Origin of the sequence: Nonomuraea sp. NPDC005730 (assembly GCF_040630865.1) — a bacterium.
Lineage (GTDB): Bacteria > Actinomycetota > Actinomycetes > Streptosporangiales > Streptosporangiaceae > Nonomuraea.
In genome coordinates this window covers 17,333-43,454 of the sequence record NZ_JBEXYK010000003.1, presented here as the reverse complement: position 1 = coordinate 43,454, position 26,122 = coordinate 17,333, and the positions used below count along the sequence as shown (strand labels likewise).

At 73.2% G+C, this 26,122-nt stretch carries 27 protein-coding genes; 12 read left to right on the top strand and 15 right to left on the bottom strand.

Annotation, left to right across the window (positions count from 1 at the left end):
- The first annotated feature begins 35 nt into the window (after positions 1-35).
- Positions 36-1,166 (top strand): DNA alkylation repair protein, encoded by a 1,131-nt coding sequence (locus tag ABZ444_RS05170; protein WP_357992916.1) that lies wholly within the window; start codon positions 36-38, stop codon positions 1,164-1,166.
- On the opposite strand, the gene ABZ444_RS05165 is transcribed toward ABZ444_RS05170, so the two are convergent.
- The 6 genes from ABZ444_RS05165 to ABZ444_RS05140 all read right to left on the bottom strand — a co-directional run bounded on the left by ABZ444_RS05165 (position 1,127) and on the right by ABZ444_RS05140 (position 8,575).
- Positions 1,127-2,338, bottom strand: a complete 1,212-nt coding sequence (locus ABZ444_RS05165) for a hypothetical protein (protein WP_357992913.1) — start codon at positions 2,336-2,338, stop codon at positions 1,127-1,129. The genes ABZ444_RS05170 and ABZ444_RS05165 overlap by 40 nt on opposite strands.
- Positions 2,339-2,343: 5 nt before the next feature.
- The gene (locus tag ABZ444_RS05160) at positions 2,344-2,730 is read right to left on the bottom strand and encodes a hypothetical protein (protein WP_357992910.1); all 387 of its coding nucleotides are present in this window, start codon (positions 2,728-2,730) and stop codon (positions 2,344-2,346) included.
- On the bottom strand, positions 2,727-4,832 hold the full coding sequence (locus tag ABZ444_RS05155) for a right-handed parallel beta-helix repeat-containing protein (protein WP_357992907.1): 2,106 nt from the start codon (positions 4,830-4,832) through the stop codon (positions 2,727-2,729). The genes ABZ444_RS05160 and ABZ444_RS05155 overlap by 4 nt, the downstream gene beginning before the upstream one ends.
- A gap of 106 nt (positions 4,833-4,938) precedes the next feature.
- Complete coding sequence (locus tag ABZ444_RS05150) at positions 4,939-5,556, bottom strand: TetR/AcrR family transcriptional regulator (protein WP_357992904.1); 618 nt, start codon at positions 5,554-5,556, stop codon at positions 4,939-4,941.
- Positions 5,557-5,563: 7 nt separating this feature from the next.
- Complete coding sequence (locus ABZ444_RS05145) at positions 5,564-7,105, bottom strand: MFS transporter (RefSeq protein WP_357992901.1); 1,542 nt, start codon at positions 7,103-7,105, stop codon at positions 5,564-5,566.
- 228 nt (positions 7,106-7,333) lie between these two features.
- Positions 7,334-8,575, bottom strand: coding sequence for an MFS transporter (locus tag ABZ444_RS05140; RefSeq protein WP_357992898.1), 1,242 nt, complete (start codon positions 8,573-8,575; stop codon positions 7,334-7,336).
- Between the two features lie 133 nt (positions 8,576-8,708).
- Here ABZ444_RS05140 and panB point away from each other — a divergent pair, with 133 nt between their 5' ends.
- Positions 8,709-9,536: a 3-methyl-2-oxobutanoate hydroxymethyltransferase gene (gene panB, locus ABZ444_RS05135; protein WP_357992895.1), complete on the top strand. Its 828-nt coding sequence runs from the start codon at positions 8,709-8,711 to the stop codon at positions 9,534-9,536.
- Positions 9,537-9,564: 28 nt separating this feature from the next.
- On the opposite strand, the gene ABZ444_RS05130 is transcribed toward panB, so the two are convergent.
- Both ABZ444_RS05130 and ABZ444_RS05125 read right to left on the bottom strand, forming a co-directional pair.
- On the bottom strand, positions 9,565-10,500 hold the full coding sequence (locus ABZ444_RS05130) for a serine/threonine dehydratase (RefSeq protein WP_357992892.1): 936 nt from the start codon (positions 10,498-10,500) through the stop codon (positions 9,565-9,567).
- 47 nt (positions 10,501-10,547) lie between these two features.
- Positions 10,548-11,720, bottom strand: a complete 1,173-nt coding sequence (locus tag ABZ444_RS05125) for an aminotransferase class I/II-fold pyridoxal phosphate-dependent enzyme (RefSeq protein ID WP_357992889.1) — start codon at positions 11,718-11,720, stop codon at positions 10,548-10,550.
- A gap of 60 nt (positions 11,721-11,780) precedes the next feature.
- Here ABZ444_RS05125 and ABZ444_RS05120 point away from each other — a divergent pair, with 60 nt between their 5' ends.
- From ABZ444_RS05120 to ABZ444_RS05095, 6 genes are read left to right on the top strand one after another with little or no spacing between them, the layout of a single operon-like run.
- Complete coding sequence (locus ABZ444_RS05120; protein WP_357992886.1) at positions 11,781-13,217, top strand: PLP-dependent aminotransferase family protein; 1,437 nt, start codon at positions 11,781-11,783, stop codon at positions 13,215-13,217.
- Between the two features lie 13 nt (positions 13,218-13,230).
- Positions 13,231-13,920, top strand: a complete 690-nt coding sequence (locus ABZ444_RS05115) for an alpha/beta hydrolase (RefSeq protein ID WP_357992883.1) — start codon at positions 13,231-13,233, stop codon at positions 13,918-13,920.
- A 46-nt stretch (positions 13,921-13,966) separates the two neighbouring features.
- Positions 13,967-14,848: an ABC transporter ATP-binding protein gene (locus tag ABZ444_RS05110; RefSeq protein ID WP_357992880.1), complete on the top strand. Its 882-nt coding sequence runs from the start codon at positions 13,967-13,969 to the stop codon at positions 14,846-14,848.
- Positions 14,845-15,564, top strand: coding sequence for an ABC transporter permease (locus ABZ444_RS05105; protein ID WP_357992877.1), 720 nt, complete (start codon positions 14,845-14,847; stop codon positions 15,562-15,564). The genes ABZ444_RS05110 and ABZ444_RS05105 overlap by 4 nt, the downstream gene beginning before the upstream one ends.
- Before the next feature lie 19 nt (positions 15,565-15,583).
- Positions 15,584-16,672 carry a histidine kinase gene (locus ABZ444_RS05100; RefSeq protein WP_357992874.1) on the top strand — a complete coding sequence of 363 codons (1,089 nt, stop codon included), beginning with the start codon at positions 15,584-15,586 and terminating at the stop codon, positions 16,670-16,672.
- Positions 16,669-17,274, top strand: a complete 606-nt coding sequence (locus ABZ444_RS05095) for a response regulator transcription factor (protein WP_357992871.1) — start codon at positions 16,669-16,671, stop codon at positions 17,272-17,274. The genes ABZ444_RS05100 and ABZ444_RS05095 overlap by 4 nt, the downstream gene beginning before the upstream one ends.
- Here ABZ444_RS05095 and npdG read toward each other — a convergent pair.
- Positions 17,271-17,924, bottom strand: a complete 654-nt coding sequence (npdG, locus tag ABZ444_RS05090) for an NADPH-dependent F420 reductase (protein WP_357967513.1) — start codon at positions 17,922-17,924, stop codon at positions 17,271-17,273. The genes ABZ444_RS05095 and npdG overlap by 4 nt on opposite strands.
- A gap of 103 nt (positions 17,925-18,027) precedes the next feature.
- Here npdG and ABZ444_RS05085 point away from each other — a divergent pair, with 103 nt between their 5' ends.
- A complete protein-coding gene (locus tag ABZ444_RS05085) occupies positions 18,028-18,606 on the top strand; it encodes a hypothetical protein (protein WP_357992869.1) in 579 nt (192 codons plus the stop codon).
- Between the two features lie 14 nt (positions 18,607-18,620).
- On the opposite strand, the gene ABZ444_RS05080 is transcribed toward ABZ444_RS05085, so the two are convergent.
- Positions 18,621-19,562, bottom strand: a complete 942-nt coding sequence (locus ABZ444_RS05080; RefSeq protein ID WP_357967508.1) for a LysR family transcriptional regulator — start codon at positions 19,560-19,562, stop codon at positions 18,621-18,623.
- Between the two features lie 73 nt (positions 19,563-19,635).
- Here ABZ444_RS05080 and ABZ444_RS05075 point away from each other — a divergent pair, with 73 nt between their 5' ends.
- Together ABZ444_RS05075 and ABZ444_RS05070 are read left to right on the top strand one after the other, a co-directional pair.
- Positions 19,636-19,908 (top strand): hypothetical protein, encoded by a 273-nt coding sequence (locus ABZ444_RS05075; protein WP_357992866.1) that lies wholly within the window; start codon positions 19,636-19,638, stop codon positions 19,906-19,908.
- Positions 19,905-20,552: a cyclase family protein gene (locus tag ABZ444_RS05070; RefSeq protein WP_357992863.1), complete on the top strand. Its 648-nt coding sequence runs from the start codon at positions 19,905-19,907 to the stop codon at positions 20,550-20,552. The genes ABZ444_RS05075 and ABZ444_RS05070 overlap by 4 nt, the downstream gene beginning before the upstream one ends.
- Before the next feature lie 7 nt (positions 20,553-20,559).
- On the opposite strand, the gene ABZ444_RS05065 is transcribed toward ABZ444_RS05070, so the two are convergent.
- Positions 20,560-20,736 (bottom strand): hypothetical protein, encoded by a 177-nt coding sequence (locus tag ABZ444_RS05065; protein ID WP_357700991.1) that lies wholly within the window; start codon positions 20,734-20,736, stop codon positions 20,560-20,562.
- Positions 20,737-20,768: 32 nt separating this feature from the next.
- Here ABZ444_RS05065 and map point away from each other — a divergent pair, with 32 nt between their 5' ends.
- Positions 20,769-21,617, top strand: a complete 849-nt coding sequence (map, locus tag ABZ444_RS05060) for a type I methionyl aminopeptidase (protein ID WP_357992860.1) — start codon at positions 20,769-20,771, stop codon at positions 21,615-21,617.
- Positions 21,618-21,645: 28 nt separating this feature from the next.
- Here the strand turns inward: map and ABZ444_RS05055 are convergent, their stop codons facing one another.
- The 4 genes from ABZ444_RS05055 to ABZ444_RS05040 form a co-directional block, all read right to left on the bottom strand.
- A complete protein-coding gene (locus tag ABZ444_RS05055) occupies positions 21,646-22,035 on the bottom strand; it encodes an ATP-binding protein (RefSeq protein ID WP_357992857.1) in 390 nt (129 codons plus the stop codon).
- A gap of 206 nt (positions 22,036-22,241) precedes the next feature.
- On the bottom strand, positions 22,242-24,218 hold the full coding sequence (locus tag ABZ444_RS05050) for a cytochrome c oxidase assembly protein (RefSeq protein ID WP_357992854.1): 1,977 nt from the start codon (positions 24,216-24,218) through the stop codon (positions 22,242-22,244).
- Positions 24,215-24,793 carry a copper resistance CopC family protein gene (locus ABZ444_RS05045; RefSeq protein WP_357967494.1) on the bottom strand — a complete coding sequence of 193 codons (579 nt, stop codon included), beginning with the start codon at positions 24,791-24,793 and terminating at the stop codon, positions 24,215-24,217. The genes ABZ444_RS05050 and ABZ444_RS05045 overlap by 4 nt, the downstream gene beginning before the upstream one ends.
- Before the next feature lie 44 nt (positions 24,794-24,837).
- Entirely contained in the window at positions 24,838-26,121 is a 1,284-nt protein-coding gene (locus ABZ444_RS05040; RefSeq protein WP_357992851.1) for a helix-turn-helix domain-containing protein, read from the bottom strand.
- Between the last annotated feature and the right edge of the window lies 1 nt (position 26,122).

Genomic DNA, 26,122 nt, shown 5'->3' with positions numbered 1-26,122 from the left:
GCCGGATTGTCGGTGGCGGCTGGCAGGGTGGGCGCGTGGCACAACCGCTCAAAGACCTGATCAACGCCCGGTCCGTCTCGGTGCTGGCCGGCGGCATGGCCGCCGTGTGGCCGTCGTTCCCGCGCGCCCGGTTCACCGAGCAGGCCCTGGCCGGGCTCGGCCCGCTGGAGCTGAAGGGCCGCGTCCGGCACGTCTCGGCCGCCCTCCACGACGCCCTTCCGCTGCCCTATCCACGGGCCGCCGAGCTGGTGCGGGCCTGCGCCGCGCGCGGGGAGCTCGACCTGTGGAGCGGCTGGCCGCTCACCGACCACACCGCCGTCCACGGGCTCGGCCACCTGGAGGCGGCGATGGCCACGCTGGCGGCGCTCACGCCGTACTCGACGGGCGAGTTCGCCGTGCGTCCCCACCTCGACCGCCACCGCGACGACGCCCTCAAGATCATGTACGGCTGGGCCGAGTCCCCCGACGAGCACCTGCGCCGCCTGGCCTCCGAAGGCTCCCGGCCGCGCCTGCCATGGGCGCCGCGGGTGGGCTGGCTGATGGCGCCCGGCCCCACCCTGCCCCTGCTCGACCTGCTGCGCGACGACCCGAGCGAATACGTCCGCCGCTCGGTCGCCAACCACGTCAACGACCTGGCCAAGGACCACCCCGACGCGGCGCTCGCCGTGCTGGCCCGCTGGCGGGCGGGCGGCGGCTCGCACGTCGAGCGGGTCGTCCGGCACGCGGTGCGCGGGCTGCTGCGGTCCGGGCATCCCGAGGCGCTCGCGCTGCTGGGCGCCACGCCGGGCAGCGGCTCGGCGCGGGCGCTCACCCTGGAGTCCGGCACGGTCGCCGTCGGCGGCAGCCTGACCTTCACCGTCACGGTCACCGCGGGCGCGCCCGGCCCGCTGGTGGTCAAGTACGCCGTCCGCCGGGCGGGCTCGCGCCGCGTCTTCCACCTGGGCGAACGCTCGGCCACCGCCGAGGGGGCGGCGTTCACGCTGCGCAAGAGCCATTCCTTCCGCCCGGTCACCACCCGCAACGAGCCGCCCGGCCCGCGCGAGCTCGACGTCATCGTCAACGGCCGCGTGGCGGCCACCGTGCCCTTCACCCTGATCGGCGCCCCCGGCCCGGCGGGTCAGCCGGGTCAGACGGCGAACAGCAGCGTCAGCCCGCCGATCGTGTAGCAGATCATCAGCACGAAGAGCGGGAGCTGGCCGGCCATCGCCCGCGCCGGCGGCAGCAGCCGCACCGAGCGGTCGTGGGCGGCCACCACCCCGCCGACGTGCCCGATCACGATGGCCAGCACCTGCACGGCGGCGACGGCCGCCGGGGAGACGGCGTTCTGGTCCACCCGCGCGTCCAGGCCCAGCGCCAGGACGAACGTGCGCTGCCCCTCGACCACCAACAACGAGAAGTAGTGGGCGACCAGGTAGCCGATCGCGATCGGCACCAGCGAGTGGGCGAAGCGGGGGGCCAGCCCGCGGGCGCCGCCGATCAGCCCGGCGGCGCCGAGGCAGGCGGCGTACAGCAGCGCCACCCCGGCGACGGCGGCCAGCAGGCCGATCGTACCCAGGCCGGTGCGGCCCAGCGGGCCCGACTGCAGGGCCTCCACCCAGGCGGGCGCCGAGGAGAAGCCGTCGTAGCCGGTGCTGCCCAGCAACACGCACACGGTGGCGACCAGGCCGGGGGCGGGGGCCACCGCGTCCAGGCCGTCGAAGGGGTTGCGCAGCACGCGGGCGCCGTCGGCGCGCCGGCCGAGCGGCGACAGGTGGCCGATCAGGGTCGAGTACACCTCGAACGGGTCGCCGCGTTCCAGCCAGGCGTGGCCGTACACGGTGGTGCCCGCGAGCTGGACGGCGGCGTACAGGCCGAGGAAGACCAGCAGGGTGGCGGGGGCGGCGGGCTCGGGGGCGACCAGCTCCATCCAGGTGAAGGCGAGCAGGCCCGCCGCGGCGGGCCGGTAGCCGAGCCGCGCCGGGAGCGGGCGGCGCGGCCGGTCGGGCAGCAGCCGGAACGGGTTCAGCCCCCGCCACACCGGCCCGAACAGCAGCGAGGCGGGCACCAGCCCCACCCAGAACAGCACGTAGACCAGGTACGGCCCGGCGTTCCCCTCCTCCGGGCCGACCGCGAGCCAGCCCACCGTGTACGCCGCGCCCAGCAGCGCGAGCACCCGCGGGGGCCGCGCGGGCAGGCGCAGCGCGAGCACCACCCCGGCCCGGTCCCCGCGGAAGCGGGAGTCCGCCCAGAGCAGGCCGAGCGCCAGGAACGACACCACGAGCGCCGCGAACGCCCCCGCGTAGGCGTAGAACAGCGGGATCGGCAGGTCGCCCCGGCCGCCGACCCCGTGGGCGAGCATGTGCTTCATCTCACCGCCAGCTGGGTCAGCACGAGGTGCCCGCGGTGGGTCTCCACCTCGAACACGCCCGTCAGGTCCGCCGTGAACCGCACGGTCACCGGCACGCCCGGACGCAGCTCGGCCTCGATGTCGTAGCCGTGCACGTGCAGCTCGTCGGCGACGTCGCCGGTGACCGTGATGCCGACCTGCCGCCCCTTCGCGACCTCCAGCCAGCCGGACGGCGGGCTCACCCGGCCGCCCGCGATCGTGATCACGGCGTCGGCCCGCCCGTCCGGCGCGCCCGTGGCCACCTGGTGGCTGTTGCCCGGCACGTGGTGGGTCGCCGACAGCGGCCCGCAGCCCGCCGTGAGCGCGACCGTGAGAACCGTCAGGAGCGCCGCACTCCTGCTCACGCGCGCACCTCCGTCCCGGCCACCGCCCTGTCCTCGGTACGGCCGCGCCGCGGCGCCAGCACGACCACCGCGCACAACACCCACACCCCGGTGAGCAGCCCCCGCACCCACCCCGGCCCCAGCGGCACGAACGGCACCGGACAGATCACCCGGTCGAAGGCGTCCACGCAGGCCAGCACGCCGAGCACGATCGTGAGCCCGCCGAACGCCGGCCGCCTCGGCCGCAGCGCCACGCCCAGGCACAACCACCAGTCCGCCATGAGCAGCAGCGCGACGGCGGCCAGCAGGGTGCTGTCCACGGCCGCGCCCACCACGTCCAAGGTCAGGCCGGCGAGCCCGCCGAAGGTCCCGGCCACGATGAGCGCATGCCTGCGGGTGCTGATCGCGGCCACCGCGGGGGCCACCCCGTTGGCCGAGGGACCGGCCTCCCGCCGTCCCTTGTGCAGCCGGGCGCCGGCGCCCGAGCGCCGCCAGAACAGCACCGCGAACAGCGCGAGCACCACCGACCCGCCCAGGGCGAGCTGGGCCTCGACCTTGCCGAGACCGGAGGCGCCGAACCAGTCGCATCCGGCGGGCAGCCGCGCCTGGGCCGCGCTGAAGTCGGCGCACAGGTACAGCTTGGCCAGCTTGACGGGCTCGGCCAGGACGCGGCTCGTCCCGCCGGACAACTCCGGCGCGCGGGCGGCGCAGACGGGCAGCGCGGCGGGCGTGGACCGGCCCGCGTCGCCCTGCCAGCAGTTGCCGGTGCCCTGGCCGTCCCACCACACGTCCAGGCCGTTGGGCCGCCGCTCCCCCGCCGGGCCGACGCCGAAGACGTTGCCCTCGTAGCGGTTGTGGTTCGCGGTGTCGGCCTGCTTGGCCAGGTCGTTCTCGCCCCTGATGAACGCCGGCACGCCGAACAGCTGGAACGCCGCCCGCCGGTGCCCCCAGACGCGGTTGTTCCTGAAGACGTTGTAGTTGCCGCCCGCGACCAGGATCCCGGTGCCCGGCGGCACGCCGACCTGGGAGCAGACCACGCCGCGCTCGTAGCCGCGCTCGGCGGGCGGGCGGGCGCAGGTGCCGTCCCGGGTGTAGCGGTAGTAGTCGCGGTTGTTGTCGTGGATCTGGTTGTTCTCGAACCTGGCGTGGTTCTGCGGCAGGCCGGGGTGGCCGGGCCAGAGGCTGTCCATCGTGGCGCCGACCATGTTGTCGTAGAACTCGTTGTCGTGCACCCACATCGAGTCGCCCGCGGTGCCCGAGTAGCCGAGCGCGTTGTCGTGGCTCCGGCAGCGGCGGATCTCGATGGCGTAGCGCGGCACGTCGTGGCCGCGGCCGTCGTTGAGGTTGGAGGCGCTGCCGGGGTACAGGCCGCCGTCGCCGTTCCCGTACGCCTCGCAGTCGGTGTAGAGGCCGTGGTCACCGGCGAAGGTGAGGAAGCCGTACTCGTCGTTCCAACGGGTGAGGACGCGGTCGATGACGAAGCCGTCGGTCTCCAGCACGTACAGGGAGTTGAAGGTGGTGCGCTGGGCCGTGAAGTTCCTGAAGTAGACGCCGTCGGTGCGGTCGGCGCGGACGGCGTTCAGCTTGCGGTACTCGGCGTCGATGACGACGTCCAGGGGGCCGGCGCCGGTGCCCTCGATCTGCAGGTCCTTCTTGCCGAGGATGGCGACCAGGTTCTGGTTGTGCGGGCACTGCTGTTGCTGCTCGAAGGTGAGGATCTGGTAGCCCCAGGTCGACCAGCGGGCGGGCAGGTTCGCGCAGGCGCCGGTGGGGGCGGCCTGGCTGGGCTCCTCGCGGTAGAGGCCGGGCAGGACGGCGATCGTCATCCCCGGTCGCTGAACCCGATCAACCGCCTCTTGCAGGTGTCTTACCCCTTGTTGCTGACATTTCGCGAAAAGGTCGAGATTGCGCTGTCGCAGATCCGCCGGAAATTTCGCGATTCGCCGCTCAAAGTCGGCTTTGTCGGTCTTGCAGACCAGCAGGTCGGGTTCGCCCGCCCGCAGCACCGGGACCGTGCCGGTGCCGTCCGGCAGCGTCACCGGACGTTCCTCGTGAGCCCGCGCGGCGCCGGCGGGTAACAGCAGGCCGAGCGTGAGCACGCCGAGGATCGCGATTCTTCGCATGGGGGGCATGGCGCGACAGTAGAACAGCGCTCACCTTCCGAACAGGCCACCCCGGAACGACGTACGGAGGCCCCCAGCGGCGCCTCCGCGGCGGGTGAGGGCGGGCTCAGGGCTCGGCGCGGTCTCCGGCCAGCCCGAGCAGGACCATGTCGACCACCCGTTCGGCCAGGTCGGCCGGGAGGTCGCCGGCCGGCCCCCACTTGGACTGCCACATCATCGTGCCGGAGAACAGGCCCATCGCCAGGTCGACGTCGAGGTCGGCGCGGAGCTCGCCGGTGGCGACGCCGCGCTCGACCACCGAGCGCAGCGCCTCCCTGCGCGGCTCGACGGCCCGCTTCACGAAGCGCTCCATCAGCCGCGGATAACGATCGGCCTCGCTCATCGCGATGTTCATCACGCACCGGGTGCGGGCCTGGCCCGCCTCCCGGCGCATCGCGTCGAGCAGGGAGATCAGGTCGTCGCGCACGGAGGTGCCGGACAGCGGCGGGAGCGGCGCCTTCAGCGTGGAGAGGGCGTCGACGACCAGGTCCTCCTTGTTGGACCAGCGCCGGTAGATCGTGGTCTTGCCGACGCCCGCCCGCGACGCGATGGCCTCGATCGACAGCTCCGACACCCCCATGCCCTCGCCGATCAGGTCGAGGGTCGCCTCGATGATCGCCTTCTCGGCCTTCTCGCTGCGCGGACGGCCCGCCGGGCGGGCAGTCCCTGAATCCTGGATCGTCATCGCGGCCTCACACTACCGCTGGTTCCTTCTGTTCCGCCTGCTGGACCGGGCGCGCCTTGCCCGGCATCCACTTGGCCACCACCGCGACGCCCACCAGGCCGATCACGGCCGACACCATCGCCGTGACGTGCATGCCGTCGACGAAGGCGGTGAAGGCCGGCTTGATCAGCGCCTGGCCGCGCTCGCCGAGCGTCCCGGCGAACTCCATCGTCGCCATGATCGACTCACCGGCGGCGTGCGGGGCGCCGGCCGGGAGCGCCGAGGCGATCTCGCCGCGGTAGCTGCTGGACAGGACCGAGCCGAGCACGGCCACGCCGAGCGCGCCGGCGACCTGGCGGACGGTGTTGCTCATGGCCGAGCCCACACCGGCCTTCTCCCTGGGCAGCGCCTCCATGATGGCGGTGGTCGCGGGCGGCATGATGTTCGCCATCGCCGCGCCCTGGACGAAGAAGATGATCTCGATCAGCACCACGGGCGTGTCCACGTCCATCAGGGCGTAGCTGCCCAGCGCCGCGGTCACCACGAGCATGCTGACCGTGGCCGACAGCTTGGCGCCGAAGAGCTGGTTCACCCGCTGGCTGAGCGGCGCGAAGATGAGCTGCGCGGCGGCGAACGGGATCATCAGGGCCCCCGCCTGGATCGGGCTGAAGCCCAGCACGATCTGCAGGTAGAAGGTCAGGAAGAACATCCCGCCCATCATCGCGAAGAAGACGAGGCCCATCATGCCGATGGCCGAGCTGAACCGTACGTTGCTGAAGTTGCGCACGTCGAACACCGGGTTGTCGATGCGACGCTCCCACCACACGAACACCCCCAGCACGAGCAGGCCGGCCACCGTCGGGACGATCACCTCGGCGCTCGCCAGGGTGCCCATGTCGCCGCCGCGGATGATGCCGTAGACCAGCGCGACCAGACCGATGATCGACAGCAGCACGCCCACCGGGTCGAGCCTGGACGGCTTCGGGTCACGCGACTCGGGCACGAACGCGCCGATGAGGAACATGCTGATCACCACGATCGGCACGTTGACCAGGAAGACCGAGCCCCACCAGAAGTGCTCGATGAGCAGGCCGCCGGTGATCGGGCCGATCGCCACCGCGAGCCCCACTCCACCGGCCCAGATGCCGATCGCCTTGCCACGCTCACCGGGCGGGAACACGTTGGAGATGATCGCCAGCGTGGCCGGCATGATCGCCGCGCCGCCGATGCCCATCGCCGCCCTGGCGAGGATCAGCTGCATCGGGTCCTGGGAGTAGGCGCTGGCCAGCGAGGCCAGGCCGAACAGCGCCATGCCGATGAACAACATGCGCTTGCGGCCCGTGCGGTCGCCGATCACGCCGAAGGTGAACAGCAGCCCGGCGAACACCAGCGTGTAGGAGTTGATCGCCCACTCCAGCTGGCCCTGCGTGGCGCCCAATCCGGCATGGGGGTCGGCGATGGTCTTCATCGCCACGTTGAGGATCGTGTTGTCCAGCACGACCGCGAGGAGGCTGAACACCAGCACTCCCAGGATGCCCCACCTGCGTGGATGCCCCGCGTTCTGATCCATGAGAACGTCCTTAATTTCGATACGGCCCAGTTTCGCAACGTCACCGTATCGCAAGATATTCCGATACGCAACGGTCCCGTTTCGTAACTTTCGCCTGACGGACGGAGTGCGCACGGGGAAACAAACGGCAAACCCCGTTCACCCCCCGCACAGGCCGTCACAAAGCCCTGCGGACACCGCTGACACGCCCACCGGCCCGGCGGCCGGCAGGCTGGCACCGCCCCCCGATCAGCTCTTGGTCGCCGCCGGAGGCAGCACGTGCTCCTTGGCCTCGACCGGTGTGCCGGCGACCGGTGTGCCGGCGACCGGCGGACGCCGCCGCCACAGCGGCAGCGCGACGGCCACCATGACCACCCCGACCAGCCCCGCCACCACGAACGCCCACGTCGGCCCGCTGCCGTCGATGATCGCCCCGGCGATGGGCGAGGACGCGGCCCCGCCGATGAGCAGGGCCGTGCCGTGCAGGCCCATCGCCTCGCCCCTGGCCGCGGCGGGCACCCAGCGGCTGAGCACGTCGACGGTGGAGGACAGGGCCGGGGCGCACAGCAGGCCGGCGGGCAGCATCGCCAGGATCAGCCACCGCCAGTCGCCGCCGGCCAGGCCCACGGGGATGGTCAGCAGGCCCATGCCCGCGATGAGCACCAGGGGCGAGAAGCCGCGCGACAACCCGCCGTAGACGAAGCCCCCGACCAGCGAGTAGAGGCACCAGATGGCCACGGCGACGCCCACCCACCCCGTCTCGCCCGCGGTGTTGATGGTGGCCACCAGCCCGAGCTCGGTCGCGGTGAGGATGAACGTGGCCGCCGCCGTCGTGCCGAGCAGCGCGACGAAGCCCGGCGTGAGCCACTGCCGCCGCGGCACCTTCACCACCGGCTCCTCCAGCTCGACGGCCGACCGGGTGGGCGGGTTGAACACGATCAGGCCGAGGCCCGCGGCCGTGATGCCGACGCCGATGAGGACCAGCGTCGTCGTGCTGCCCAGCGTGGTGATGCCGGCCGCGGCGAGCGCGGGACCGGTCATGTACGACAGCTCGACCAGCATCGAGTCGAGCGTGAACCCGGTGCGCCGCTGCTCCGGCGGCACCAGCGCGGCCAGCGACTGCCTGGTCACGCTGAACACCGGCAGGTTGAGCAGGCCCGCGACGGCCGCCGCGACGGCGAGGACGGGCAGCGGCAGCGCCCACGCGCACGACCAGAACACCGCCTGGGCCAGGGTGGTGACGACGAGCACGGGACGCACCCCGTGGCGGTCGACGAACCGGCCCGACAGCGGCGAGCCGACGGCCATGCCGACCGTGCTGGCCATCGTCACCACGCCGGCCTCGACGTAGCCCAGCCGCAGCCCGAAGACCACGTGGAGGGTGAGCGCCATTCCCATGGCGGTGGCCGGGACGCGCGCGAGCATCCCCACCAGGAGCAGAGTGCGGACGCCGGGGAGCCGGAAGAGCCTGCGGTATTGGTCGAGAGCCATGGTGTGTCGTTTACCTCCGCGTCGATTGTGTCAAGAGGCACCGACAGTTTCGCCACCGGTTTTCCCGTCATGACATCATCGAAGGAGTCCGGGGACGTCACTGGGACGCCTCGAGACGTTTCTGGAGGTATCCATGTCTTCCACCACGCTGTACGGCGGCGCGTCCGGGCGCCGGGTCACCGTCCGCGACCTCGCGGCGGCCAAGGAGCGCGGGGAGCGGTGGCCCATGGTCACCGCCTACGACGCGATGACGGCCAGGGTGTTCGACCAGGCGGGCGTGCCCGTGCTGCTGGTCGGCGACTCCGCGGCCATGGTCGTCTACGGCTTCGACTCCACTCTCCCGGTCACCCTCGACCACCTCGTCCCGCTCACCGCTGCCGTGGTGCGGGGGTCGTCGCGGGCGCTCGTGGTCGCCGACCTGCCGTTCGGGTCCTACCAGGGGTCGCCGCAGCAGGCGCTGGAGTCGGCGGCCAGGTTCATGAAGGAGGCGGGGGCGCACGCGGTCAAGCTGGAGGGCGGCCGGCGGGTGCTGCCGCAGGTCGAGGCGCTGGTCTCGGCGGGCGTGCCGGTCATGGCCCACCTCGGGCTCACGCCGCAGTCGGTCAACGCGCTCGGCGGCTACCGGGTGCAGGGGCGCGGCCAGTCGGGCGACGAGCTGATGGCCGACGCCAAGGACCTGGAGCGGGCCGGGGCGTTCGCGGTGGTGCTGGAGTGCGTGCCGGCCGAGCTGGCCCACCGGGTGACCACGTCGCTGTCGGTCCCCACGGTCGGCATCGGGGCAGGGCCGTCGACGGACGCGCAGGTCCTGGTGTGGCAGGACATGATGGGGCTGACGCCGCGCCCGGCCAAGTTCGTCAAGCGCTACTTCGACCTGGCCTCGGAGATGGACCGCGCGGTGCGGGCCTTCGCCGACGAGGTGACCTCGGGGGCCTTCCCGGCCCCCGAACACACCTACAGCTGACCGCGCGCCCCGCACATCGGGGACGTGCTCACCCCGCCGCGCCGGAGAGCGTGGCGGGGTCGGTGTTGGAGCCGCAGACCACGACGGCCACCCGCTCCCCCTGCGCGGGCCGGTAGGCCCCCGACAGCAGGGCCGCGTACGCCGCCGCGCCCGCGGGCTCGGCCACCAGCCGGTGCCGCTCCCACAACGTCCGCCGGGCCGCGACGATCGCGTCGTCGTCCACCAGGACGCTGTCCACCCCGGCCCCCGACAACACCTCGAACGCCAGCCCGCCGAGCTGCGTGGCGCCGAGCGCGTCGGCCGCCACGCCACCCACCGGCACCGGTACCGGACGGCCCGCGCGCAGCGCCTCGTGCAGCGTGGGGATGGCGTACGGCTCCACCGCCACGATCCGCGGCCCGTCGCCCCCGGCACGGGCCCCCAGGGCGAGCCCGCCGGCGAGCCCGCCGCCGCCCACGGCCACCACCACCGTGTCCACGCCCCCGGTCTGCTCCATGATCTCCAGCCCGGCCGTCCCCTGCCCGGCCAGCACCTCGGCCTGGTCGTAGGCGTGCACGGCCAGCGCGCCCGTCTCGGCGGCGCGCTTGGCGGCGGCTTCCGCGGCCTCGGAGTAGATCGCCCCGGTCTGGGTGGTGTGCGCGCCGAGCGCCTTGAGCCCGGCCACCTTCACCGGGCTCGTCACCTCCGGCACGAAGATCTCGGCCTGCACGCCGAGCGCCCTGGCGGCGTAGGCGACGGCCAGCCCGTGGTTGCCGCCGCTGGCCGCGATGACCCCGGCGGCGGGCAACGGGCCGGCCGACAGGATGCGGTTGAACGCACCCCGCACCTTGAAGGAGCCCGAGTGCTGCAGCAACTCCAGCTTCAGTAACAGGCCCGGCGAGATCTCCAGGACGGGCGTGCGCAGCACGTGCCCTTCGATCCGGCCGGCCGCGTCGAGGACGTCCTGGTAAGTGACGGTGGTCACGGCTCTCCTTAGGTCGCGCGCCCGCGATCGGCGGGCATGGGACGACGCTATCCGAGCGCCTGCGCCACGTCTGCCCACAGGTCCTCGGGATGCTCGATGCCCACGGCCACGCGCACCATGCCCTCGCTCACGCCGTGCCTGGCCAGGTCCTCGGGGCCGAGGAAGCGGTGGGAGGTGGTGGCGGGCTGCATGACGCGGGTCTCGACGCCGCCGAGCGAGGGGGCGATGCGCGCCAGCCGTACGGACCGCATGAACGCCTCCCCCGCCGCCCGCCCGCCGGCCAGCTCGAAGGAGAACACGCCGCCGAAGGCGGGCAGCAGCTTGGCGGCCAGCTCGTACGACGGATGCGCGGGCAGCCCCGGCCAGTGGACCGCCGACACGGCGGGGTGCTCGGCGATCCGGCGGGCCAGGAGGTCGGCGTTGGCGCAGTGGCGTTCCATGCGCAGCGGCAGCGTCTGGATCCCGCGCAGCGTCAGCCAGGCCGTGAAGGGCGCGGCCGCGGCCCCCAGCTCGGTGGCGAAGTGCCAGACCCTGCCGTACAGGTCGGGGTCGGCGAAGACGGCGATGCCGCCGATCACGTCACCGTGGCCGGACAGGTACTTGGTGGCGGAGTGCACGACGACGTCGGCGCCGTGCTCAAGGGGACGGCAGAGCACGGGCGTGGCGAAGGTGTTGTCCACCACCGACAGGACGCCCAGCTCGCGGGCCGTGGCGCACATCGCGGGCAGGTCGGCGACCAGCCCCATCGGGTTGCTGATGGTCTCCAGGTAGACCAGCCGCGTCTCGGGCCGGACGGCGGCGCGCAGCGCGGCGGGGTCGTTCTCGGGGACGTGGGTGACGGCGATGCCGAACCGGCCGGCCAGGTCGTTGAGCATCGTGGCGGTGCCGCCGTACAGGGAGCGCTGGGCGATCAGGTGGTCGCCGGGCTTGAGCAGGGCGAGCAGCACGGTGTTGATCGCGCCCATGCCGGAGGCGGCGGCCAGCGCGGCGGCGCCGCCCTCCAGGCCGGACACCGCCAGCTCCAGGGCGCGCACGGTGGGGTTGGTGTCGCGGCCGTAGACGAAGGCGTCGTCGGGGCGGGTCATCGCCACGCCCATCAGCTCGGGGTCGTCGAACGCGAACCCGGCGCTCTGGTAGATGGGCATGCCGATCGGCCGGCTGCCCTCGACCGGGGGCTGCGGCAGGTGTACGGCACGCGTCTCAGGGCGAAAATCACTCATGTCATCGAATATCCCCCGCATTGAGGCCCGAGTGCAGAGCCAATGCCGGAGAATTGGTCCATGAATAGGGCCAATCCCGATGACCTCGTCCACCTGCTGGGCCGGTGGGCCTCCGGGCGCGGGCCGCTCTACCTGCTGCTCGCCGCCCGGCTGCGGGCGCTCGTCGACGACGGCGTGCTGCCGCCCGGCGAACGACTGCCGCCCGACCGGGTGCTGGCCGGCCGGCTCGCGGTCGGCCGCGGCACGGTGGTCGCCGCCTACGAGCTGCTCCAGCAGGAGGGCCGGGTGACGCGCCGCCAGGGCAGCGGCACCCGCGTCGCGCCGGGCGACCCGCCGGCCACCAGGACGGCCGACGGCGTGGCGGCCAACCCGCTGATGCTGAACCTCCTGCACCACCCCGACGGCGTGCGGCTGCTGACCTGCGCGGCGCCGGACGACCCGCCGCCGGCGCTGTTCGAGGCGTACCAGGAGGCGGGGGCGCGGGTGGCCGGCCTGCGCGACCTGGGCTACCACCCGGCGGGCGACCCCGCGCTCCGGGAGGCGCTGGCGGGCTACTACGGCGCGCGCGGCCTGCCCACCACGGCGGACCAGATCATGGTGACGACGGGCGCGCAGCAGGCGCTCACGCTGCTGGCCGGGCTGCTGGTGGCGCCGGGCGACACCGTGCTGACCGAGTCGCCGACGTACCCGGGGGCGCTGGAGGCGTTCCGGCACGCGGCGGCCGTCGTCAAGCCCGTCGACCTGGGCGACGACCAGGCGCGGCGGGCGGTGCGCGAGCGGCCGGCGCTGGTCTACAGCGTGCCCACCGCGCGCAACCCCGACGGCGCGGTCATGGACGACGCGGGCCGCAGGCGGCTGGCCGCCCTGGCCGCCGGGCACGACGTGCCACTGGTCGACGACGAGGTCTGCGCCGAGCTGTGCTTCTCGGGCGGGACGCCGGCGCCGGTGGCGGCCTTCGGCGGGGGCGAGCGGGTCGTCACCGTCGGCTCGCTGAGCAAGCTGGTGTGGGGCGGGCTGCGGGTGGGCTGGATCCGCGCGGCGGCGCCGCTGGTCTCACGGCTGTCCAGGCTGCGGGCCGTGCACGATCTCGGCGGCGAGGTCTTCAGCCAGCTCGCCGCCGTCGCGCTGCTGCGCCGCCTGGACGAGGTGCGCGAGGCCCGCGTACGCGCCCTGCGCCGGCGGCACGACCACCTGTGCGCCGAGCTGCGGGCACGCCTGCCGTCCTGGACGTTCGAGCCGGCCCAGGGCGGCCAGACGATCTGGGTGCGCCTGCCGCGCGGGGACGCCGGCTCCTTCGCCCAGGTGGCGCTCCGGCACGGCGTCGCGGTGCCGCCGGGCGGCTCCTTCGACCCGCTGGGCGGCCACGCCAGCCATCTGCGCCTGCACTTCCTGTTCCCCGAGGAGGAGCTGTCGCGGGCGGTGTCCGACCTCGCGGCGGCCTGGGCGGCCTTCGACGGCGCCGGGAAACCCGTCTCCCGGCACGCCCTCGTCGTCTGACAGGGTGGGGGCCATGGAAACGACCTTCGTGCTGGTGCACAGCCCTTCCGTCGGGCCCTCGACGTGGGCTCCGGTGGCCGAGTCGCTGGGGCGGCGCGGCCGGGCGGCCGTCGTCCCCGACCTGACCGGCGTGTCCACCGGCGGGGCGCCGTACTGGCCGCGCGTGGTCGCGGCGGTGCGCGCGGCCGTCCCCTCCGACGGGCCGCTCGTGCTGGTGGCGCACAGCAACGCCGGGTTCTTCGTGCCGGTGATCAAGGAGGGGCTGGGCGACCGGGTGGTGGCCTGCGTGTTCGCCGACGCGCACGTGCCGCCGTCCCAGGGGCTGGTCAGGACCGCCGAGGAGGGCTTCCTGCCGTTCCTGCGCGGCCTGGCGGGCCCCGACGGCGTGCTGCCGCGCTGGACCGACTGGTGGGACGAGGAGGACATCGTGGCCATGCTGCCCGACCCCGCCCAGCGGGTGCTGGTGACGGGCGAGCAGCCGCGGCTGCCCCTCGACTACTACACGCAGCCCGTCCCGGTGCCCGCGGGCTGGGACGCGGGCAGGTGCTCGTGCCTGTGGTTCGGGCCGCCGTACGAGGAGGTGGCCCGCGACGCGGCCGGGCGCGGCTGGCCGGTGACCCGGCTGCCCGGCCTCCACCTGCACCAGGTGATCGACCCGGAGGGCGTCACGGACGCGCTGCTGAAGCTGTCCAGGAAGTCGTGAATTCTTCACTGTCGGCCCCCTGACCCGTCCGGCCATAGTCGGACACATGATCGAGGTGAACGAGCTCAGGAAGAACCACGGGACATTCGCGGCGGTGCGGGGCGTGACGTTCCGGGTGGGCGAGGGCGAGATCTTCGCCCTCCTCGGCCGCAACGGCGCGGGCAAGACCACCACGGTCGAGGTGCTGGCCGGCTTCCAGCGACCGGACGGCGGCACCGTACGCGTCGCCGGCCTCGCCCCCTGGTCCGACCGCGCGGCCGTACGGCAGCGCGTCGGCATCATGCTCCAGGAGGCCGGGTTCTTCCCCGACCTGACGGTCGCCCAGACGGTCGCGGTCTGGCGCGACTTCACCCCCACGCCGCGTCCGGCCGGGGAGGCGCTCGACCTGGCCGGCCTGACGGACAAGGCCGGGACCAGGGTGCGCCAGCTCTCCGGCGGCGAGAAGCGCCGGCTCGACCTCGCGCTCGCCCTGCTCGGCCGCCCCGACGTGCTGTTCCTCGACGAGCCCACGACCGGCATGGACCCCGAGGCCCGCGCGAACACGTGGGAGGTCGTCTCCGGCCTGGCCGCGCGCGGCACCACGATCCTGCTCACCACCCACTACCTGGAGGAGGCCCAGCGCCTGGCCTCGTCCATGGCGATCATGGACAGCGGCGAGATCGTCGCGGCGGGCGGGATGGCCGAGACGCTGGCCGCGCGGGGCGGACGGGTGACGTTCCGGCTGCCCGCCGGGGTCGCCGCGGACGACCTGCCGCTGCCGGTCACGGTGGACGGCGGCACCGCCGTCTGCCCTGCCGAGGACCCCGACCTGGCCGCGCAGACGCTGCTGACGTGGGCGGCGGGGCGCGGGCTGCGGCTGCCGGGCCTGGAGGTCCGCGCGGCCACCCTCGAAGACCTCTTCCTCGACCTGCCCAGGAGCGCCCGATGAGCCTGACCGCCACCTACCGTCTCGGCACCCGCCTGTTCTGGCGCGACAGGGCCATGCTGGCCGCCTCGGTGATCACCCCGGTCGGGCTGGCCGTGGGCATGCCCGCGCTGATGCGACAGGTCACCTCGGGCGGGGTGCCGTTCGCCACCGCGGTGTTCCAGAGCTCGCTGGCGATCGTGCTGGCGCTCACGGCGTTCATGAACATCGCGGTCGCCCTGACCAACCGGCGCGACCAGCTCGTGCTCAAGCGGCTGCGGGCCGGGCTGCTGACCGACGGGCAGATCCTGGCCGGCCAGATCGCGAGCACGGCCACGCAGACCTTCCTGGTGATCGTGCTGTGCGCGGTGGCCGTGCGGTTCGCCGCCGGGGTGCCGCTGCCGGACGACCCGCTGCTGTTCGCCGCCATGACGGCCGCGGGCTCGGCCGTCATGGCGCTGCTGGGGGCGGCGTACACGGCGGCGATCCCGCGCGGCGAGCTGACCGGCGCGTTCACCATGCCGGTGTTCCTGGTCGCCGGGGTGTCGGCGGGCGCGATGGGGCCGATCCCGCTGCCCTCGTGGCTGAGCCCTGTGCTGGACCTGCTGCCCACCTCGGCTGTGGTGCACGCCGTGAAGACCGGGGAGGCGCTGGTGCCGGCGCTCGTCCTGGCCGGTTGGGCGGTGCTCGGCGTCGTCGCGATCCGGCTGTGGTTCCGCTGGGAACCGCGCCGGTCCTGACTCGGCCATAATCGCAGCTGTGGTGATCTCGTCCTCGGCGCAGAGGCTCGCGCGCGTACTCATCACGGGCGTCTCGGTCGTCTACTCGCTCATCGGGCTGCTCTACTTCATGGGCGGCCCGGCGACCGGGCTGCTCGCGGCGGCCGTGATGGTCGCCGTCGTCTCCACCCACTACGTCAACATGCGGGCCGCCCTGCGCGGCGGGCGCCCGCCGCTGTTCCCGGCCACGCTGCCGCTCCAGGCCGTCGTCACCTACGCGGGCGACCACCTGCTGCCGAGCGGGTGGTCGTCGATCGCCGCGCCGCTGCTGGCCGGAACCCTGCTGGTGTTCGTCGCGCTGCGCTGGGCCGTGCCGCTGGTCGTCCTCATGATGGTGTACGAGGGCGCCAACGTGTGGATCGGCCCCGAGCTGGCCGTGGTCACCCTGTTCTACGTGATCACCATTCCCATCACCGGCTCGATGATCTACGTCCTGGTCCGGCTCGTCCGCGTCGCCGCCGACCTGGAGGAGGCCAGGGCCGAGCTGGCCGACGCGGCCGTGCTCAAGGAACGCCTGCGCATCTCCCGCGACCTGCACGACGGACTCGGCCGCAGTCTCACCGCCATCGCGCTCAAGGGCGACCTGGCCGCCCGCCTGATGGACCGCGACCCCGCCGCCGCCCGCGGCGAGGTGGGCGAGCTGGTACATGTCGCCCGCGAGGCCGCCCAGGACGTCCGCCACGTGGCCCGCGGCTACCGCGCGATGTCGCTGACCGGCGAGACCGACCGCGCGGCGGCGCTGCTGGAGTCGTCGGGCGTGAGCTGCCAGGCGCACCTGGCCGACATGCGGCTGTCCCGGCGGGCGGAGGAGGCGCTGGCCTGGGGGGTGCGCGAGGCGGTCACCAACGTCCTGCGCCACAGCAGGGCCACCACCTGCACGATCACCACGTCGCTGCGCGAGGGCCTGGTCCGCCTGGAGGTGGCCGACGACGGCCTGGCGGGTGAGCCCGGCGAGCCCGGCGGCGGCCTCACAGGGCTCGCCGAACGGGCCTCCCAGGCGGGCGGCACGTGCGCCGCCGGCCCCACGGACGGCGGCGGCTTCCTGCTGACCATGGAGGTTCCGGCGTGATCCGGGTGCTGCTGGCCGAGGACATGCACATGATCCGCGCCGCGCTCACCGCCCTGCTCCGGCTGGAGCCCGACATCGAGGTGGTGGCGGAGGTCGTCCGCGGCGACGAGATCGTGCCGGTGGCCCTCGACGTCCGGCCCGACGTGGCGGTCGTGGACATCGACCTGCCGGTGACCGACGGCATCACCGCCGCCGCCGAGCTGCGCGAACGGCTCCCGTCCTGCCGGATCCTGGTGCTCACGGCCATGGGACAGCCCGGCCACCTGCGCCGGGCGCTGGCCGCGGGCATCGAGGCGTTCCTGGTCAAGGACGCGCCGGGCGACCGCCTGGCCGAGGCCATCAGGCGCACCGCGGCCGGCCTGCGCGTGCTGGAGAGCGAGCTGGTCTCCTCGGCCATGGAGTACGGCGAGAGCCCGCTCACCCCCCGCGAGACCACCGTGCTCCGGCAGGCCGCCAGGGGCGCGACCGCCGAGGAGATCGCCGCCCGCCTGCACCTGTCGCCGGGCACGGTGCGCAACTACCTCACGGCCGCGATCACCAAGACGGGCGCCCGCAACAAGATCGACGCCGTCCGCGTCGCCGAGGACTCGGGCTGGCTCTAGACGTCGGTGACGCGCAGCCCGGCGTGGGCCTTGTAGCGGCGGTTGATCGAGATGAGGTTGGCGGTCAGCGCCTCGACCTGGTGGGCGTTGCGCAGCCGGCCGCCGTAGACGCCGCGCACCCCCGGGATCAGCTCGGCCAGCGCCTGCACGGTGTCGGTGGCCTCGCGGTCGTCGCCGAGCACCAGCACGTCGAGGTCGACCTTCTCCACGGCCGGGTCCATCAGCAGCACGGCCGACACGTGGTGGAAGGCCGCCACGACCCGGCTCTCGGTGAGCACCGCGGCGGCCTGCTGGGCGGCGCTGCCCTCCGCCACCGGCAGCGCGTAGGCGCCCTGCTTGTCGAAGCCGAGCGGGTTGACGCAGTCGACCACGATCTTCCCGGCCAGCTCGGCGCGCAACGACTCCAGCAGCGCCTTGTGCCCCTCGTACGGCACCGCCACGATCACGACGTCGGCCTCGGCCGCCACGTCGGCGTTGGCCCCGCCCCGCGCGCCCGAGCCGATCGACCCGGCCGCCTCCTGTGCCCGCTCGGCGCTGCGCGAGCCGATCAGCACCGTGTGCCCGGCCAGCGCGAACCGCCGCGCCAGCCCCTTCCCCTGGTCGCCGGTGCCGCCGAGGATCGCGATGGAAAGCCCGTTCACATCTGTCATGGCTCCGATCATGCCAGCCCCCGCCGCTCGGGACGCAGGCCGGGGGCGGGCACCCGGCCCCGAACGGGCCACCTCCGCCACGCTCCTCGTGCACCATGGAGGCATGGACTCAGGTTCGGTGGCATTCCTGCGCGAGCTCCTGGCCACGACGGGCTGGCTCGAACGCACCCGCGAGCTGGGCCTGGCCCTGCGGACCACCCGCTCGCCCGGCGGCCTGCTGCTCGTCGGCCCTCCCGACGACGAGCCCTGGCACGTCACCGCCCACCTCAGCGACGAGGCGAAGTTCTCCGGCCTGCCGCAGCTCGCCCCCACCCTGATCCGCTGGTCGCCGCCCGCCGACGCCCCCGCCCACCTGCGCGTCGGCCTCGACCGCCTGGAACGGGCGGGCCGCGGCGAGACCCTGTTCGTGCTGTCGGAGCAGGCGGCGCCCGTCCCGCTGCTGGAACGCGTCGACGACGCCCGCCGTACCGGGGCGACCATCCTGGCGATCGAGGGCGCCGACTCCGAGCTGAGCGGGCTGGCCCACGACGCCATCGCCGTGCCGGCCACCGGGCTGATCACCTTCGACGGCGCCCAGCACCTGGTCAGCGCGGCGGCCGGTGAGGTCGAGCGGCGGGCGGGGCTGCGCGAGCGCCTGGCCCGCCTGCTGGAGAAGGTCAGCGGCCCCCGCCTGTCGGAGTAGGGCGCGGCCGCGGGTCAGGGCTGGGCGGCGAGGCGGGGGCCGAGTGCGGCCCGCAGGCTCTCGGTGGCCTCCTCGATGGCGCCGATCACCACCGCCTGCACCGGGTCCGGCTCGCCCGACCGCGTCCTGCTCACCCGGGTGACCGCGTCCAGCCGGCGCGCCCCCACCTCCCGTACCTCGCTCACCCGCACCTCGCCCTCCGGCACGTCGAGCAGGGCCAGCGCGGGCACGATCGCCACCCCGTGCCCGGCCGCCACCAGCGCGAGCACCGGCGAGAAGTCGGTGACGACGTGCGTCCTGCGCGGCTCGACGCCGTGGATCCCGGCGAGCCGGTCGAGCGCCTGCCCGCACGCCTGGTCCGGCTCGGCGGCCACCCAGGGCAGGCGCATCAGGTCGGCCGTCGACGCCGGCTCGGGCCAGTCCGGCGGCAGCACGACCCGGAACTCGTCCACGTGCAGCGGCCGGACGGTCAGCGACGGCTGCGCCGGGACCGGCAGGCTCATGTCCTGCTCGGTGATGAGCAGGTCGACGGCGCCCAGGCGCAGCTCCTGGAGGGCGGGCTGACCGTAGACCTCGTGGATGACCGGGGTGATGCGGGGGTGGCGCTCGGCCAGTGCGCGCATCGCGGGCACCAGCATGTGCTTGATGGCCGTGGGGAAGGCGGCGATCCGCACCGGCCCGGCCAGGCGTTCGGTGAACCTGGTCAGCTCCTTCCTGGCCTCGCTCAGCTCCTCCTCGACCCGCTCGGCGTACCCGGCTAGCACGCGTCCCGCCGGGGTGAGCGAGACGCGGCGCTGCGAGCGGTCGATGAGCGCCAGCCCGACCTCGCGTTCGAGCTGGGCGAGCTGCTGGGAGACCGCGGAGGGGGTGAGGAACAGCGCCTCGGCCGCGCGCATCACGCCGCCGCGGCGGGCGACCTCGTGCAGGACACGCAGGCGTCGAGGATCAATATCCATGCAGGTCAGCTTACGTCTACCTTTAGCTTTCTTTATTTGTGCTTTAAGGCCAAAAATCCAGAGAATATCGGCCATGGATCTCCTCCTCGACGCCGTCGGCTGGGCCGGAGCCGCCCTGCTGCTGGCCGGGTACGCCCTGCTGCTGGCCGGGTACGCCCTGGTCTCGTCCGCGCGGCTGTCCGGCGACGGCGCGGCGTACCAGCTGGTCAACCTGTTCGGCGCGCTCGGACTCATGGTCAACAGCGCCTACAACGCCGCCTGGCCCTCGACCGGGCTGAACCTCGTGTGGGCCGCCATCGGCACGGTGGCCCTCGTCAGACTCGTCCGGGTGGGAGCCGCCAAATGATCGTCGAACTCAGCCACCGCATCACCGAGGGCATGACCACCTATCCGGGCGTTCCGGGGCCGACGCTGGGCACCCACCTGAGCAGGGAGGACTCACGCGAGGTCTACGCCCCGGGCACCGAGTTCGAGATCGGCGTGATCACGCTGGCCGCCAACACCGGCACCTACCTGGACACCCCGCACCACCGCTACGCCGGCGGCCAGGACCTGGCGCAGGTGCCGCTGAGCAGGCTGGCCGACCTGCCCGGCCTGGTCGTGCCGGCCTCGGGGGACGGCCGCGAGGTGGTGCTCGACACCGCGCTCGACGTACGCGGCCGGGCCGTGCTGATCCACACGGGCTTCGACCGCCACTTCGGCACCGACGCCTATTTCCGCGACCATCCGTACCTGGCGCCGGAGTCGGCGGCGTGGCTGGCCGAGCAGGGCGCGGCGCTGGTGGGCATCGACTCGCTCAACATCGACGACACCCCGCCGCACGGCGAACGCCCCGCCCACACGATCCTGCTGAAGGCGGGGATCCCGATCGTCGAGCACCTGACGGGGTTGTCGGCGCTGCCCGGGGAGGGGTTCAGGTTCCATGCCGCGCCCCCGATGATCGCGGGCATGGGCACCTTTCCCGTACGGGCCTACGCCGTGGTGCCGTAGGCGGGCGCTACTCGTCCTCCTGCTCGGCCTCGTCCCACGCCTTGTTGCGGTCGGCGGCGCGCTGCAACGCGCCCGCCGCCTCCTGCTCCGAGGCGTAGGGACCCATCCGGTCCTTGTTGGGGCAGCCTTGTTCGGGCTCGACCCGCATGTGCTTGAGACAGAACCACCACTGGCCTTCGCTCACATGGTCAATTCTGCCCCGTAGACTCGTGTTTCATGACGACACTGCTCCAGCCCGGGCGAGTCTCGCCCGTCCGGAAGGTCCCCGCCCACATCGAGCGGCCGGAGTACGTCGGCAAGAAGCGCCCCACGACCGGCGAGTCCGACGTGAAGACCCCCGAGATCATCGAGCGCATGCGCGTGGCCGGCCGCATCGCCGCGCAGGCCCTTGAGGAGGTCGGCCGGCACATCGCCCCGGGCGTCACCACCGACGAGCTCGACCGCATCGGCCACGAGTTCCTCATCGACCACGGCGCCTACCCCAGCACGCTGGGCTACAAGGGCTATCCCAAGTCGCTGTGCACCTCGATCAACGAGGTCATCTGCCACGGCATCCCCGACGACACCGTGCTGCGCGACGGCGACATCGTCAACATCGACATCACCGCCTACATCGGCGGCGTCCACGGCGACACCGACGCCACCTACCTGGTGGGCGAGGTCGACGAGGAGTCGCGCCTGCTGGTCGAGCGCACCCGCGAGGCCATGATGCGGGCCATCAGGGCGGTCGCCCCCGGCCGCCAGCTCAACGTGGTCGGCCGCGTCATCGAGGCGTACGCCAAGCGCTTCGGCTACGGCGTCGTGCGCGACTTCACCGGCCACGGCATCGGCACGAGCTTCCACTCCGGCCTCATGGTCCCCCACTACGACGACCCGTCGCTGCGGGTGGAGCTGGTGCCGGGCATGACGTTCACCATCGAGCCGATGCTCACGCTGGGCACGATCGACTACGACATCTGGCCCGACAAGTGGACCGCGGTGACCAAGGACCGCAAGCGCACGGCCCAGTTCGAGCACACGATCATGGTCACCGAGACGGGCAGCGAGATCCTGACCCTCCCCTGACCGGGCCCAGCCCGATCGTCGCTCCGGGTCACCGCCGTCTGGGGATCGCCCCGCTCACCGTCGTGCCCTCGCCGGGCACGCTGTTGACCGACAGGCTGCCGCCGAGCTCGGCGAACGCGGCCCGCATCCGGGCGATCCCGCCGCCGGTGTCGCCATCGGGGAAACCGTGACCGTCGTCGCTGACCGTCAGGCGCAGGCCGCTCGGCCCCGTGGTCACCGCCACCGCGACCGTACGGGCCCGGCTGTGGCGCTCGACGTTGGACAGCGCCTCCCGCATCGTCTCAATGACACCGCCCGACACCCGCGAGGGCACGTCGGTGCCGGGCAGCGCCCAGGTCTCGACGGCGATCCCCGTCCGCTCCGACCATTGCGCCAGGAGGCCTTCGAGCGCCTCGGCCAGGCTCTGCCCCCCGCGCATGCGTGTCTCTTCCGCCAATGGTCTCGCCTTCCTCGGCACCCCGGGCTCCCGCCGGTCCCCACTCCGGCGCCCCGCACGCGTCGCGCAATCCCCCCTCAAGGTCTGCGGACGCTAGCTGATGGGGTTATGCCCTTCTCCCCTGTGAGACAGGCTACCCGGCGCTCCTGAGACCTGTGAGCGGAGGATAGGGTGCCATGGCCGAACCGCTACTCGCCCTTGTCAGCACGGTTGAGACGGGCGAGGTAGTCGTTGTAGGAGTCGAGTTCGGTGTCGCGTGCGCCGCCCCGGTCGGCCTTGCGGTCGGCGCGCCGGGCCTGCCGTTCGTCGTCGCGGTACCACTGGGCCGCGATGGCCAGCAGCACGAGCAACGTCGGGATCTCGCCGAAGCCCCACGCGATGGCCCCGCCGTCCTGCTGGGTCTGCAGGAGGTTGTCGCCCCACGTACGGCCGAGCGGCTCGTACCAGCCGGCGGCGATCACCGAGCCGGTCATCATCAGCGCGATGCCGAAGAAGGCGTGGAAGGGCATGGTGACGAAGAGCATCAGCAGCCTGCCGACGTACGGCAGCCGGCTCGGGCCAGGGTCGACGCCGATGATCACCCAGAAGAACAGCGAGCCGCTGAGCAGGAAGTGGAGCGTCATCCAGATGTGCCCCAGGTGCTCCTGCATGGCCGACTCGAACAGCGGCGTGAAGTAGAGGGCGTACGTGGAGGCGACGAAGATGGCCGTCGCCACGACCGGATGGGACATGACCTTGACCGCCCGGCTGTGCAGGATCGTGGTGATCCACTCCCGGGGGCCCCTGTCGCCCCGCCTGGCCGCCGGCTTGAGCGCCCGCAGCGCCAGCGTGACCGGGCCGCCGAGGACCAGGAAGATCGGCACGATCATGGACAGCGTCATGTGCTCGATCATGTGCACGTCGAACAGGACCTTGGCGTAGCGGGCCAGGCCGCTCTGGGTGGCGAACACCAGCAGCGCGATGCCGATGAACCAGGCGGCGGTGCGCCCCCACGGCCAGGAGTCGCCGCGCCGCATCAGCCGGTAGACGCCGGCGCCGTAGAGCCCGGCGAGCACGGCGGCCACCGCGGCGAAGAACAGGTCGAACCACCACAGCGAGAACACGTTCGCGAGCGTGATCTCCGGCGGGACGGGGAAGCCGAGCAGCTCGAAGGCCCGGTCGGCGGGCACGCTGAACTCGGGGGGCGGCGTGCGCGACAGCGCGACGGCCAGCCCGACGGTGGCCAGCATGAGCAGCGTCTCGCCGCCGGCCAGCCTGGTGAACGCCCTGGGCCGGCCCGCCTCCAGGTCGACGAGCGTGCGCTGCCGGTGCCAGTAGCCGACGTAGCCGAGCAGCACGAAGGCGACGATCTTGGCCAGGGCCAGCAGGCCGTACTGGGTGGTCCACAGGTCGGACAGCGCGCCGAGCCGGGCGACCAGGCTGAACACGCCGGACAGGCCGACCGCGACGAAGCACCACAGCGCCATCGCGGAGAACCGGGCGGCGGCCACGGTGAGCTGCGGCTGCCCGCGCATCGCGTGCGCGGCCAGCACGACCAGGCCGCCCACCCACAGGGCGAGCGCGAGCAGGTGCAGCGAGACCGCCGAGGTGGCCAGGTCGTGGTTGGGCGAGGAGGAGGTGTGGCCGGTCAGCGGCGGCGGCAACATCGTCACCAGCGCGAACACCAGCAGCCCGGCCGCGGCCCCGGCGGTGATCGCGCCGCGCGAGAACAGCGCGATGGCCACGCCGAACAGCACCACCAGCGTGAGCGCCACGCCCTGGGTGGTCTGGGTGGCGGTGCTGGTCAGGTATTCCCTGTTGAGGATCTGCGGGACCGTACGGCCCCAGGAGTCGGCCGTGGTGAACACGATGGCCAGGAACGCCGAGGCGGCCCACCCGAGCGCCGTCCAGGACGAGGCCCGGACGTAGAGCAGGCCCGGCTTGCCGAGCATGCCCTTGTCGTTGGGCAGCAGCAGGGCCGCCGTGAGCAGCAGGCCGACGGTGAGCACGCCGGTGACGTCCATCAGCAGCTTGGACACCGGCAGGCCCCACCTGACCACGGCCCCGGCGTCGGGCAGCCCGGGGATGATCCTGGGGAAGGCCCTGCCACCGGCGATCATGCCGATCACCAGGGCGGCGACCGCCGCCACCGCACCCGCGAGCGCGAGACGCGCCGTTCTGCTCATGGCTTCTTCTTCCGCGCGCTGAACAGGAACCCGATGCCGATGCCGACCAGCGCGCCGATCACGATGACCAGCCAGGTCGGGAAGCCGGTCCCCTGCTCGGCCGCGACCTGCTCGGCCGCGGGAGCGGCCGGAGCGGTGGAGGGAGCGGGGGCGGCGGTGGAGGGCGCGGCCGTCGCCGCGTCGGTGGCCGTCGCGCTCGGGGAGGGCGCCGGCGCGGCCTTGACCGTGAAGGGGATCTCGCCCTCGATCGGATGGCCGTCGGAGGAGACGACCCGGTAGGCGAGGGTGTACTTCCCGCCCGGCAGCGGCCCCTTGACCGCCTGCCGCACCACCGCGCCGTCGACCTCGGGCTTGCCCTCCTGGAAGACGGCCTCGCCCGCGCCCCGGACGATGACGAACGGCATGCGCACCTTGGCGGTGAACTCCAGCCTGACCTCGTCGAGGGCCTCGACCTCGGCGCCCTTGGCCGGGTCGCTGCTCTTGAGTGAGTCGTGGGCCAGCGCCGGCGTGGCGGAGCCGAGCACGAACAGGGCGGCGAGGATCGCGGTGAGTGCCGCGAGCGGGGAACTCTTCATGGCACCACCAAGGCTACCGACGCCACCGCCCGGTCCTGACCTCGCTACAGCCCCGCGCAGGCGAGAGCCCGCTGGTAGGCGTCCACGGCGCCGTCGGAGTCGCCCAGCTGCTCCATCGTCTCGGCGGTGGCGTACCAGGTGGACGCCGAGCGCCGGGAGTCGGGCAGCGGCGCCAGCCAGTCGCGGACGGGGACCACGTGAGCGCGGGCCTCCTCCGTCCGGCCGACCCCGCCGTAGACCCTGCTGAGCAGCAGGTCGGCCTCGGCGCCGAGCGCCGACCCCGCGTACGGCAGCAGGTCCTTGCCCGCCTTGGCCTGCTCGACGGCCTCGTCCAGGTTGCCGGTCATGGCCTCGGCGACGCCGAGCTCGATCCGGACGCGGGCGCGCTCGATGGGGCTGGTCGAGGTCTGCTCGTGCTCGACGACGGCCTGGCGCAGCACGTCACGCGCGGCGGCCGCCTCGTGCGGGCGGGCCTTGAGCCGCTTCTGCGTGAGCGCGAGGCGCATGATCGCGATGCTGCGCGGCTGCCCGTGCTCAAGCTGCACGGCCATGGCCCGCTCGGAGAAGGACAGCGCCTCCTCGGTGTGGCCGGTGGCCGCCGCGGTGTTGGAGGCCATCCAGTTGGCGGCCACGACCGAGCGCGGCGTGCCGAGGGCGTCGGCGGCGTTCAGCAGCTCGGCGGCGAACTGGCGGGCCCGCAGCAGGTCGCCGCGCTCCATGTACGCCGCCAGCAGGCTGCCGCCCAGCTCCACCAGCAGATCGTTCCAGGCCGGCCGCACGGAGGCGTTGAGAATCCGTTCTGCGACCTCGACCGCCTCGGTGAGCCGCTCGCTCTCGCGGTAGCTGCGGCACAGGTTGATGGCGATCTCGATCCGGCGCTCGGTCGACAGCTCCTCCTCGCGGAGCCGCAGCAGGATGGCGATGGCGCCGTCGAGGTCGCCGCTGGCCTGTGTGGCGAGCGCGAGCCCGAACTCGGTGTCTTGACGAAGCGCCGTCAACCCTGTCAGGTTGTTGTTCGCCAGCAGCTCGGTGTAGCGCGTGCGGGCCTCGGCGACCTCACCGTTCTCGAGCGCCAGGCGCGCGTAGCCGAGCGCCAGCTCGATGTCCTCCATCTGCTCGGCGGTCACGCCGTTGATCAGGTAGGACAGCGAACAGTCAAGTTTCTGCGCCAGCAGCTCCAGAACCGCGGGGGTAGGGGTACGCTTGCCACTCTCGATCAAGGAGACGTAGCTGTCCGACAACTCTGGGTGCGCCAGCTGTGCCTGTGACAGGCCGCGCTGTCGCCGAACGGTCTTGATGCGGAGTCCGACCAGGTCAGATGTGGTCACA